The organism is Flavobacterium poyangense (genome assembly GCF_011751075.1).
Classification (GTDB): domain Bacteria; phylum Bacteroidota; class Bacteroidia; order Flavobacteriales; family Flavobacteriaceae; genus Flavobacterium; species Flavobacterium poyangense.
The window spans coordinates 52,986-67,387 of sequence record NZ_JAALLN010000008.1; the positions used below are offsets into that span (position 1 = coordinate 52,986).

Below are 14,402 nucleotides of genomic sequence, written 5' to 3' on the forward strand. Positions count from 1 at the left end.
TAATATGGTCTTAGGCTTTTAAATAAATTTTGCAGCGATAACTTGTTGGTGTTCTTGTGCGATAACTTCTTCTAAAATTGCCATTCCTTCATCGGCTTCAATGCTGCCAATACCTAATTGTTCCATCTTATTTCTGTATCCGTCTGAAGCTACTACACCTACTGATCCCCAGTACCCCCAATTAATGATTTGTACCGGGATATTGAACTTTTGCTGAACCGTATAGGCAAAACTGTCTTTGTACATACAAGCAGCGGCATAATTTGCTTGTCCCAAAGCATTTACCTGAGATTGCATCGAAGAATAAAAACAAATAAAATCTAATGACTCCCGGGCAAATACATCAATTAAATAGTGGCTCGATGTTGCTTTAGATTCAAACACTTCAACAAAAGTACTTTCGTCCATTTGATGAATTAAGCTATCTCTAAGTACCAATGCCGAGTGAAATACACCATTAATATTTTTAAATATCTGTTTGATTTTGTGATACGCCCCTTTTACTTCATTTTCTAAAATTGCATTACATTGTATATAGACCGGTTTTGGCCCCCATTGTGCTATTTCTTCCTGTGCTTTTAGAATTGTTTCATTTTCCGGGCTACGTCCCAGCCAAATTATTTGAGCCTGATATTTTTCTGCCAAATAGGCTGAGGTAACTTTCCCGATCCCACCTGCACCTCCGAGAATTACATAAACACCTCCCTTTTTAAATTTGCTTGTAATCGGTTGTGTTTCTAAAGGATACAGATCTCTTATATAAGTGTTTTGATTGCGATACGCTATAATTTCTCCATTAGGGTCATACGGTATTTTTAACAACTGCATGATATCTGAAGGCGTTATTTTATTTGAGGCATCTACATCGATAATACGAACGTTCCAGTTGCTTTGTTCTTTGGCTAAGGAACTCATTAATCCCAAAATTCCGCTGCCATGACATTGTACTTTATCCCCTGCTAATACTTTTTGTGTACGATCTGATAAAACCGTTATGTTTAAATCTTTATGTGCATAAGGAGACGATAATAACTTCTTAAGCTGTTTAAAAACTTCTAATTCATTGCTTTCCCAGAATGTTTCTAATATAGAAGAGGTATGAGCTGCAGGAGCATCATGAACAATATATACATCCGTAATTTCTTCCGGTATTTCAGACGAATCATCAGAATAGAAAATGGCTATGTTTTTATGCATTAAGTACGCTCTTAATTCGTTTGCGATCTTACTGTTATTATTTTTATAAGAAATAATTAGAGCATTACCGCTCGGAGTTTCCTCCTGCCTAAATAGAGCTTCTCTTTTCCATTCAGAAACATACATCAAGTCTTCTATTGAGCAAGGTTGCTGTTCTGCAATAGGTGTCGTTTTTATATTTAAAGCGACAAAACCTTCAAATTGAACTAAGATTTCACCATTTTCATTTATTAAATCTACATCGTATGTTGGAAGTGCTTCTCCATTAGTTGGCTCTATTTTCTTAGCATAGGACCAAAATTGTTGTGGTAATTTTTTATAGATTCTCACCTCTTTAACACGAAAAGGAAGTTTGGTAGGGTTCTTTTTATCAAATCCAAAACTAAGCCCCATGACGGTTTGCACTGCACTATCTAATAAAAAAGGTGAAAGCATATATTTCTCTTCCGTTTCTGCCAAATAGATTTGTGTTAAGACTTCCTTATCTGAATACATAATTTCCTGAATCCCCTGGAAATGTTTTCCGTAAGTGATTCCCTTATCGTCCAGCAATTTATAGTACTCCTGTTTACTTAAACTATTTGGCAATCGCAAGGCTATATGATCTATGGTTACGGCTTTTGTGACCGGTAATAAATCGTATTGAATAATACCATTGCTGTAAATGGATGTTGGATCTGATTTCTTTCTAAAGTTATAGGTCAATCCTTCTTTAGTTTCTTCTAACGCAACAACAACTTCAACTAACTTATTATCATTTTCCTGAATAGGCTCCCTAAAGACCACATCTGTAATTCTGGTCACAGCCTGTTTCTTATATCGATTTCCTACCTCGCGAATCCATTCGATTTGAGCTGCTCCCGGCAACACATTTATTCCATTTACTTTATGGGAAGCAAAAATGGGTTCTGTTCCGGAAAAAACACTTTCGTAAGTAGTCTCATTGACCATTTTTTCTACTAATGGATGCTCTTTTTCACAAGACTTAGCCCCAGTTTCATTTAGATTTCTTGTCGCAACAAACCAGTAGCGATCTTTCTTAAAAGGATAGGTAGGCAAATGAATTTTCTGAGGTGTTTTATTTTCATATAAAAGTTTCCAATCTATGTTTGCACCTTTGCTCCATAGTTTAGCTATTGTAGCTGCATCTTTATTGATACTCCAATTGCTGATACTATCGTGAAGTTCTTCTTTATCAGCACTCGAAATAGTATCTTCATTATTGCCAATATGCATATGGGGTATTGTATCATTTGCCTCAAGAAATTCATTTAATCGATTGATACATCCCTTACGGTTATTTACAACAAATGCCAATCGGTATTCCATTGCTTCCCTTCCGGACTGCAGTGTATACAATACCTCTTGAAAAGCATCATCACTGGTAGTTGATAAATAATCAGTCATTAATTTTGCCAAACGATTTAAACCATCAGCATCTTTGGCAGATAATACACAAACAGGTATTGCTTCTGAAAAGTGATTTACCGGCTTATCTTCTTTATACTCTTCGATAATGATATGCGCATTTGCTCCACCAAAACCAAAACTGCTTACACCAGCTATTTTACGCTGTCCTTTGGTTACCTCCCAATCTGTTGTATCCTTTTGAAGATAAAAGGGAGTATTCTCTAACTTTAAATAATGATTAGGTTGAAACAACAATGGATTTCCGGGAATTTTATTGTTTTTCATTGCCATCAAAACCTTGATTGCTCCTGCTACTCCTGCGGCAGCTTCCAGGTGGCCTATATTCGTTTTGATACTTCCAATAGCACAATGCTCCTGCTGTCCATAAGAGGATTCCGAATCTTTGTATAAAGTTTCAAAAGCTAATTTTAATCCTTCAGTTTCGATGGGATCACCCAGTGGTGTTCCGGTTCCGTGAGCTTCGATATAACTTACTGCTCGGGGATCTATCCCCGCTGTTTTATAGGCTTTGATAAGTAGATTTTGCTGGGCTTTTGGATTTGGAGAAGTCAAGGTATTGGCTTTTCCTCCATGATTTTCCGCACTTCCTTTTAAAATTCCGTAAATAGGGTTTTTATCCTCAATAGCTTGATCTAAATCTTTTAATATTAAAATTCCAACCCCTTCTCCTCTTACATAACCATTTGCAGTCTGATCAAATGTTTTGCAACGGCCGTCTTTACTTAGCATTCCTGCCTGACTAAATGATAGTGTTAATTCCGGCGATAATATTGCATTTACACCTCCTGCAATTGCCATCGTGCCATGACCATTCCTTATATGTTCTGCCGCTCTGTGAATTGCGATCAAAGAACTCGAACATGCTGTGTCGATAGGCTCACTTGGTCCGTGTAAATCAAAAATATAAGACAATCTGTTTACTAAAACAGAATGCGCAGAACCGGTCGCAAATTGAGCCATACCGGTTTGATTCGTTTGCTCTTTTAGTAAAGTGGAGTAATCTGAACTTGATACTCCAATAAAAACTCCGGTATCGGTTCCTTTAATCGTATGGATTGCAATTGCTGCATCTTCTAAAGCATGATAGACTTCCTGTAAAACCAAACGTTGCTGAGGATCCATCAGCTCTGCTTCTATTGGTGAAATATTAAAAAACAACGGATCAAATTCATCTATTCCGTCCAGAAAACCTCCCCATTTGCACAAAGTAGTGTTTTCCTTTTGTTGTGGATCTCCATAATATTTTCTCCAATCCCATCTGCTCTCCGGAACTTCTGTGATTAAATCTTCTTTATTTCTTAAATGCTCCCATAGCTGATCTACATTTTCCGCACCGGGAAAACGCCCACTCATGCCTACTATCGCAACTTGTTTTCTTTGCTCTGCTTTTCCGGAATATCGATCAGAACCTGCATTTTTTTCCTCTTCTTGAATTGTAGCAGCTGCTATGTTCTCATTTTCCTCATTAAACTGTTGCCCGCCTTCCATCGAAAGAGCATAATTCGATTCTAAGTGCGCTGTTAAGTCATCTAAAGTTGGATAATTAAAAAATAATGTTGGCGTTATATCTAATCCATAAAGCGCATTGATCTCATTGCAAAACTGTGTATATAAAATCGAATCAAATCCGTAATCTCCCAGTTCTACATGAGAAATTACTTTAAGCGGATTCATTTTAACTAATTTAGCGGCCAGTTGTGTTAAATTTTCCAGCAGCGTTTTTCTCGAAATTCGATTAGAATTAGGTGTGTTTTCTACCTTCGTAATGTTATTCTCTGATGAAACTTTATAGATAACCGAAGCCTGCACGCAATCTGAATTCAAAATTTGTTTCAGTGCTTTTATACCTTCTTCATCAGGCATAGCCTGCATGCCCCATTTTTTTTGCAAAAAAGCTTCTGTATCGGCATTAATTTGCATTCCTCCGTTTTTCCACAAAGGCCAATTGATACTTTTAGTAATACCATGGCGATTTCCTATGCTGCGCTGATTTTCTCTATATCTTGCATAATCATCAAGAAAAGCATTGGCAGCCGCATAATCTATCTGTCCTATATTGCCGTAAATAGCCGCTATTGAAGAAAAGAAAACCATAAAATCTAAAGCATCATACTTTGTCTCTTTATCAATATTCCTGATTCCTTCGATCTTTACTTCTAAAACTTTTGCAGCAGCAGCTGTCGATTTGTTTTTCGCATAACCATCTGCAGTAATGCCCGCGAGATACATTATACCATTGATTGCTACAAATTGCTGTCTAATTTCTTTAAAAACTTTAGCTACCGAAAGCGCATCTGTACTATCGCATTGGTAATAATAGGCCCCTGCAGGCACTCTTTTCTTAAGTGCTTCGCTTCTTCCTAAAAGAATCACTTTAGTATCGAAAGTTTCAAGAATATAATCACAAACCGTACGTCCTATTTCTCCCGCTCCTCCTACCAGCACATATACGCCTGATGTTTTAATTAAACTATCCTGCTGTTTAGTACCGGTGAATGTTGTACTCTTTTTTTCCAGCCTTTCAAGAGATGTATATTTTACCTCAACGGCATTGTTAAATCGTTCTTTGTTTAATAGCTCAGCTATCTCATGGATATTATGAATTGAAAAATCTTCAATTGCGATTACTTTCCCTTCAAAATTAAAATGCTCTAAGGCCAGCGTTTTAAACATTCCCGAAAGGAAACCATACTGCTCATATTCTTCTTCTGATCCTAATACAATTAGCTGCGTTTTTCCTTTTGTATGAAGTCTTCGTTTTACATCTTCAAAAATTTGAATATAGGTCGAAATCTCATTTTCAATAGCTATAGATTGAATCTCTGCTTCATAAAAATTTCTGATCGCGTCTGCCAAAATTGGATTTCCTCCAATCAGGTATACAATCGTATGCTCATAAACCGAGTCGCAATTTTTGAGATAGGGAACTTTTTGCCAGGCTACTTTTTGAATACCCGGCATACTATCAGACTCTTTTACTTTTTTATCTTTTACGGGAAGAAATACACATTGCAAAAATTGCACTAAGACATTACCTTGCTCGTCTAAGATATCTACATCATATTCCTGAACTTTGCGGGTTGTTTCGTTTAATTGGCTTTTGCGGGCATATGACCAGAATATTTCCGGTAGCTGATCTGCAAAACGATAGCATGTTTTCATACTAAACGGAAGCGCTTGCTGTACTACTCCCTCGATCATAATCCATCCTAGTGCATTTTGTAAAGCGCTGTCCAGGGCACCCGGCTGCATTTTATAACCTGCTTGTAAAGGCAACTGTATTCTGGAAACAGAAAATTCCGGAGTTGAATACTGTTCTTGTATTCCTCTAAAGCTTGCACCTAAATCAAACCCTTTTGCTTTAAGAAAAGCATAAAATTCTTCTCCTTGGGTCTTTTTCTGTGTTAAACTCAATAACCTATTTAAATTTATTTTTTCCGGTTGCAATGGCTCTTGTAAAATAGCAGCTCCTTTACCATGAATTAAGATGACTCCGTTTTCTTTGGTATAAATCTCATAATTGTTATTTTTCGCATCTGACCCTATTTGGGTAAATACTTCTTTTTGAGCATTTAAAAAAAGAGGTTGCTGCCAAAAAATATCTTTAAGCCCCCATATTCGTTGTCCGGTAGCTTGTTCTAAAGCAACACTGGCTTGCTCTATATAAGCGACTCCTGCCAAAACTTTATGACCATCGACTATATGATCCTTATAAACGATCTCCTGCCCTGAATACTCGCTCACATATAAGTGTCCATCTGATGTAGAAGCAGTACGATGCACCAATGGATGTAATTGATCTCTAACCGCTTCTAAGCTCCATTTTGTTGTTACATTCTGCTTTACAGGTTCTACCCAATAGCTGTCTTTTTCGAAGGCATAAGTTGGCAATTGCACTTTTCTAATCTGTTCTTTCTCATATAGAAGTTTCCAATCTATTTCTAGTCCTGAAATCCATGCTTTTGCCAGAGTAGTGTAGTTCTTTTTTAGGATAGCTGTATTTATTTCTTCTTGTGCTATAGATGCAGTAGGTCCTTTTCTTTTTTCCACTGTTCCTCTTAACACTTCATGATTTGATGTCTCAAGAAATTCAGACAGCTGATTTATGATTGCTTCTTTAGAATTCCCTATAACTGCCAATCGCTCTTGCATAGCATCTCTCCCTAATTGTAAGGTATAGGCAATTGCTCTTAAAGATTCTTTAGATTCTTTAAGATAGTCTGCCATTTGCTTTACCTGAGCTGTAAGACTGTATGCTGTTTTGGCAGAAAGTACTATCAATTGTTCAATACCATCAGCTGTAATTTTATCGGCTTTGGATTCCGGGTATTCTTCTAACACCAAATGAGCATTGGTCCCGCTAAAACCAAAACTGCTTACAACCGCCCGTCTTAGATGTTCGGTGTTATTTTGCCAGGGTTTGAATGTTGTATTAATATAAAATGGGGACTTTTCTAAAGATATTTCATCATTAAGTTGCTCGAAATGCAAGCTGGGTACCAGCTGTTTATTCTTAAGCATGAGTATTGTCTTAATGACTCCTGAAACTCCTGCAGCCTCAGCTGCATGACCAATATTCGTTTTTACGGATCCTAATGCACAACTATTATCTAATGCTGATTTTGCACCGAAACTCATTTTTAATGCTTCAATTTCTATAGGATCCCCTAACTTAGTTCCGGTACCGTGTGTCTCTACGTACTTAATAGTCGCAGGATCTATATTGTAATGTTTGTAAATACGTTGTTGTAGTACAGCTTGTGCTGCCCCGTTAGGTGCTGTGATTCCGTTGGTTTTACCATCCTGATTGATGCCACTGCCTTTAATTACGGCATGTATATGGTCCCCGTCTTTTATAGCAGCATCCAGTCTTTTTAAGAATAGTACGCCCACTCCCTCTGAAGAAACAATACCATCTCCTTTATTGTCAAAAGTTTTGCATTTTCCGTCCTTAGAAGCCATGCCTACCTGACTTGTCCAAATGTGCAGTAACGGAGTACACATTAATTTTACGCCGCCTGCAAGAGCCATATCTGTCTCACCCGACACGATACTTTGATAAGCTCTGTCAATAGCTACTAAAGAAGAAGAACATGCGGTATCTAAGGTTAAAGCAGGCCCTTTTAAATTCAATAAAAAAGCAATTCTTCCTGCTAATATCGCCTGAGAATTTCCCATAAAAGCAAATCCCTCTTTTTCAGATTGATCCTGAGCCAATAATTGTTGATAATCACCTGAACTTGCTCCTACAAAAACGCCTACATTCTGTTTATCGATTGCTTTTGATGTATAACCCGCATCTTCTATAGTTCTCCAACATTCCTGCAAAAATAAACGATGCTGAGGATCCATTACTTCTGCCTCCCGAGGTGATATTCCAAAAAATAAAGAATCGAATTTATCTTTATCTTTTATAAAACCTGCCCATTTGCTATACGATTTTTTTTGCTGCTTTGGATCTTCATTGTACCAATCGATATCTTGCCATTGCTCTGAATCTATTTCGGTAACAGAATCGATACCATGTTTCAAATTATCCCAAAACTCAATTGTGTTTTCTGCTCCGGGAAAACGACATGACATTCCGATAATAGCTACATCAGTTGCTATAGGTTTATTAGAATTTGCGATATCTTCTTTTGATTCTTCAGCATTTGCTTTTCTTTCTTGCGATACAGCTAATTGTCTCTGCTCAATTTTTCTAACTTCTAAGTTCTTAATAGTAATCAATTTACCCTGATCCGAAGTTATTTCTATTGAAAAAAGGAACATATCCTCAGCTGCTTCATGGCAAATTATATGACAATCGTAGTGTACTTCTGTTTGTGCCAACGCATGTATATGAATAGCTTCAATACGATAAGGCAAATACATAACTCCATCAATTTTTCCCTGACGTTGCTGTATTGCGGCATATTGTATTGCAAATAACAATGCCCCATCTAACCATTGAGACACATAACTAACAGCTTTATTTTGTGGCTTTGTGACAGCAACAACTCCTTTCGCAAATTTCCCATTAATCTCAAGAGATTTTCTTACTTGAAAATAACTATCAGATAAAATGTCCTTAGTCCAATCTGTTAAAGCTTCCAGATTTAGCTTCGTTTCAAATTCCTTAGGTCTGTCAATTAAATCACCAATTAAAATAGTGTCCTCTGCAATAGTCCCTCTAACATAAACCTTCTGCGTTGTTTTGTTAACTATTGTAAATCGAATTATTCCTTCACCCACTTTTTTCAAATTCAGTAAGACCGGAACCACCTCATCTTTTTGGGCCATTAAAACTTCCGAGATACGCAATTGTTTTAGTGATATACTTTTTCTTCCTAATTGCTCTCTAAAAAAACTGTACAGCAACTCAACATAGGCATCTGTTGGCAAGATGTATTCATTAAATACTTTGTGGTCTTTTAAACTTGGGGTATTTGTTACGCTTAAATGATATTCAATACTAGATTCACCCTCTTTCTCTATATTACCGATAATAACAACTGGCACAAAAAAAGAATTAATCGTTTTACTTTCTTCTTCTTGTCTGCTATTTTTAACGGAATAATTCGAAATCAAATACGCATGCAAATCGGATACGGTTGGATAACTGTATAATAAAGAAGTGGCGCATTGTATCCCAAATTCTTTGTTTATTTTCTTTACGAATTCTATTCCTAAAATAGAATCTAAACCCAATGAAACAAAAGTATCTGTGGTCGAAACTTCTTCGCTTTCTAAATATAAAAGCGCAGCCAGAATATTTTTTAGTTCTCCTTCTTCAAACGCATTTATGATTTCCTGATCAACGTCTTGTACAAATGATTTTTTTGTTTCATTTGTTTCTGTTGCTTCTGTTGCTTCAAGACTTACTGTTATATAATCGCTTAATTCTACTAAACACGGATAGCTGTAAATTTGTGATGTAGGCATTGAAAGCTGCCATTTTTTATTGATTTTCTTCACCAATTCTACTCCCAAAATAGAATCTAATCCTAATGTTACAAAAGTTTGTGTGTCACTTATTTCGGATTCTTCCAAATACAGTAATTCGGATATCAAGGTTAACAATTCCTTCTGAATAGTAGCATGTTGGCTTACAGGATGGTCTTTTACTTCGCAGTTTTTATCGCTTTCTTTGCTTGCTAAAACTGTATCGCTTTCTACGGCTATTAAAACCGGATTACTATTGTCCGCAATTTGTAAATATGCTGCTAACTCTTTTAAAGTAGGATGGCTATACAGTTGTGTCGTAGCAAAATCAATATTCCACTGTTTTCTGATTTTCTTGGTAAATTCAACTCCCAAAATAGAGTCCAGACCTAATTCTGCAAAAGTTTGTTCGGACTCTAATTCGTCCGTTGTCACATATAATAAATCACATAAAAGTTCTTTTAACACACTTTCATAATCCTTATTTATAGGGGCAATCGATATCTCTTCAATCCCCTTTTTATTGGTTATCAGCTTATCACCAAAACTTTCAATCGGCCGAAGCTTGATCTTAGTAAAGCTCTCTTTTTTAGTATCAATACCGGATTCATTTATCTTAAGTGCATTTGCTAACTCTTTTACTGAAGGATAACTATACAATTTTGATGTATTGAGTGTGATCCCTAAAGTTTTGTTTATTCTTTTTACAAATTCAACTCCTAAAATAGAATCCAGACCTAAGGCCACAAACGTTTGATCTATACTTATTTCTTCCTGTTCCAGATATAATAAATCTCCCAGTATTTGAGACAATACCAACTCGGTATCTTCCCCATTTTCTCCCTGATAAGGAGCTACTGACAGCACTTCTTTCTCAACAGCAGCTATCTGATTTAGAGGCACAAGCTTAATTTTTTCTACTGCAATAATCGGTTCTATAGCTGTCACTGTTTTATCCTGAACAGCGGCAATAGTCACATTTTCAGGCTTTTCAACATCGTTCATTGAACCGGTTAGTTTTTCTTTTATTTCAATTTTTTTCCCAATCCAAAACCTTTTTTTAGCAAATTGATAGGTTGGCAAAGCTATTTTTGAAATTTGCCCCTTATCATATAGTTGCTCCCATTTTACAATCCCTCCTTTACTCCAGAACATAGCCAGAGCCTCAAAATTTTGCTCCTCTATATACTGTTCAGATACAGACTCCTCTTTATGAATATCTTTGTATTGCTTCGTATTTTCTAAATAATACAATAGTGATGCTTTCTTTTCTTTCAAAAGAAAACTTCCCAGCTTATTTAGTAAATCACTATGATCTTTATAAGTAAATGCTAATCGCTCAGCAAATTCTTCTTTGGTTGTTTGTAAGGTGTACGCAAAAGAAGCTAATGGAATTGTTTCCTGTTTTTGTATCCAGTGATGTATTTCCTGAGCACATCTTTCCAGACTTTCCTGATTTAAGGCTGATAATACAAATACATAAGCAGACAATTGACTAGAGTTGTCTGTCTCTAATTTTAGGTTCTGATCATATGCTTCAACTACTACGTGAGCATTAGTACCTCCAATTCCAAAACTACTAACGCCCGCTCTAAGAGGCTCGTTAGCAGATGATTTCCATTCTTGCCCTTCTTTTTGAATCTTAAAAGGACTGTTATCTAATTCGATATGAGGATTTAATGTTCTGAAATTTAATGTTGCGGGCAAATATCGGTTTTGCATGGACAACAGCACTTTTAGTAAACCGGCTATTCCTGAGGCTGCTTCTAAATGTCCGATATTCGTTTTTACAGACCCTAAGCTACACCAGTTTGTTACTGATTCATCTTTTCGCATTTGCTCAAAAGCATCTCTAAGCGCTTTAACTTCAATAGGGTCTCCCAGTTTAGTTCCTGTACCATGCGCTTCGATATAACTAACTGTTTCTATGGGAATATTAGCTTGTTTATAGGCACTTGTAATCAGTTTTTGTTGTTGAGCCGGATTAGGCACCGTAACTCCTCCGGAGTAACCTCCATGATTGACTTCTGTGCTTTTTATTACTCCCAGAATCTCATCCCCGTCTTCCTGAGCTTTATGTAATGGTTTTAAAAGCATAACAACGGCTCCTTCGCCTCTCACATATCCGTTTGCTTCTGCATCAAAAGTGTGACATTTTCCATCTTTGCTAAGCATATTGGCATTGCTGTACGCTATACTTTTTGCCGGATGGCACATCAGATGAATTCCGCCTACTACTGCCTGATCACATTGTTGTTGTTTCAATGCTTTTACTGCTTCGGCAATAGCCACTAAAGAAGAGGAACAAGCAGTATCAATACTTATACTCGGTCCTTCAAAATCATAAAAATAAGAAATACGATTGGCCAAAAGAGCAATCGCATTACCGGTAACCGTTCCCTCTTGTGTTGGGTCGTTTTCTGCCACGACCCGTTCATAATCGCTACCACTTACCCCAATGAATACTCCGGTATTGCTTTTCTTATATTGACTTGGTTTTTGTTTTGCATTTTCAAAGAGTTCCCAGGTCAACTGCAAAAGCATTCGCTGTTGAGGGTCCATTAATTGTGCTTCTCTGGGCGAAATTTCAAAAAACAAAGAATCAAAACTGTCAATGTCGTCTAGGTAGCCTGCATGTTTTATTCCTTCGTATTTATTTTCAGTTCCTTCCGGCCAGACCCATCTGTCCTCCGGTGTCGTTTTTATGGATGAAATACCCTCTTTTAGATTCTTCCAGAATGATTCCGGTGTATTGGCGTCAGGCAATCTGCAACAAGTACTTATTATAGCAATATCTGTAAAGGAATTTTCGCTTTTCTCTTCTCTTTTTTTCTCTTCTTTAGCCGTTTTTCCTAAGCAATATGCTATAATTTCTTTAATGCTATACAAGCCAAAGAATCTACTTGGATTTGTTTTTAATCCACACTCCAGATTCAGATACTCTGACAATTCTGTATAAATAATTGATTCTACACCTAATTTGCGTAAATCTGTATTTAAATTGACTTCATGACTTTCATAAACCGAATTAAAAAAGCCAATAATCGTGTTAGAAAGTTCTTCGGATGAGATTTTTACGGTACCGTCAGCAAGTTCTTCGGGAAATTCTCCGGAAATTTCTATTCCTTCATTTTTAACAAAAGGGCTTCTTATATCCTTTTTTGAAACCTCTTTTTCTTTCTCTAACCTTTCATCAATTTCGCTGGCTATAACTACTTTTTGATTTAGCTTTTTAACCGTAAAAATCTTGGCAATAATTTGACCGTCTTTTTCTCTGTATAACGATGATGTTAATCGAATGGTCAAATCATCTTCTAATATGGCCTGATCCAATTGATATCTTAATTTTTCATTCGGATTGGCATTTCCATAGTAATGAATGTCTCTGGCAATACAAATAGCATGACTGGCCCAATTGATCTTTTCTCCTTCGATAAGGATATGCCCTTCAAAAAAATGACGCTCACATTTGTCGCTAATATTGGGATAAGAAGCAAAATACAAGAGCCCTACACCGTTTATATCGTCATAAGGTTCTACTTCGTAAATTCGGGTAAAAAGAGGTTCTGTGAGTATAGTAAACTCTGTGTCGTAAAAATAATGTTTGTTTGAAGTTTCTTCATCAGGAGAAGGCAAAGAAAAAATTTGATTCTTTACACTAAAGAAAGCCTTAACATATTTGGGTATAATTTTTAATAATGGTACTTTATAATCGTCTTTTTGAATAGGCGTGCCTTTAACTAAATTTTGATTATCATCATTTTTTCTGGCTGAAAAAATTGAAATCATTGAAGTTTGCAAAGAAGTATCTCTTGTAGTGTTCTTTACAGTTCCGTTGCTTAAAAACATCTTCGTTTTAAACTGCTCTAAACACGATTCAATTACAGTTTTATCGTTCTCTACAAAAGGTTTTAATCCTAAATTATTTTGACAACTCCATTGTATTCTTACGAAACTGGCATAAAGACGTTCCCCGTTACTATCAAAGATCGCATCTGATGGGGCTCCCAACCCCTTTGATATCATTTCCCAATGAATATCGCCTAATTCTTTTAAAAGCCAATTCTCAGACATTCTTCCATACAACAGCTGAGGTATATTTAAAGAGTAATCTCTTTTTAAACAGTAAGTATTCATTATGATGCTTTTTTGCTTTTTTACTATTGTAATGAACTTGCATTGATTATTAAAAAACAACTATAATCAGCTAAATTTTTGATTTCATACATTGGGGTCAAGTTCCCCTCTATATAATTTTACATTTCAAAACTAATTTTAGCGTTATGCTTTTTATAGTTTGATCATACGTAACCATCAAATTCATTAATAAGTTTCTGCAACAAAAAAGGATAAATAGTCCTTACAACAGTACACTGAACTATTAGTTTTTTATCTATATGTCTTTAAAATAATTGATTACATTTTCATTAATTGTAATACAAAGCATAATTGATTTTACGTAAAAGTAACGACAACATTTATCCGGGAATTACGGACTTTTTACATAAAAATTACGGACTTTGACACTTCAAGAGAATACATTTTTACTCCAAAAAGTTGAGGCAGTTTAAAAAATAGAATAACTCATCATGATTGAATATTTTTTAACTATTCCAAATTATTTCATCATTGAGAATTCTAATTTTTCTAGCGAGTGTTTTGATTTTTTCTCTTTTAACAACAGATTCATCATTTGCCTTTTTTATATCGGTATTACAAAAAATTGAAAATTTCATCTTTGAGAAAAAAGAGCGTAGTTAACTTATGTAGCTTAGCGAACAGAGCGAGCCAGACCACGGTACCATTAATAACTTCCGCGGGCAACGCCTGAACAAGCAGTTAAAACAGAT

General features: G+C 36.0%; 1 protein-coding gene. It reads right to left on the reverse strand.

Annotated elements, in window-relative coordinates; all coding sequences use genetic code 11:
• Window positions 1-18: 18 nt before the first annotated feature.
• Window positions 19-13,689: an SDR family NAD(P)-dependent oxidoreductase gene (locus G3A47_RS13900; RefSeq protein WP_166923294.1), complete on the reverse strand. Its 13,671-nt coding sequence runs from the start codon at window positions 13,687-13,689 to the stop codon at window positions 19-21.
• Window positions 13,690-14,402: the final 713 nt, after the last annotated feature.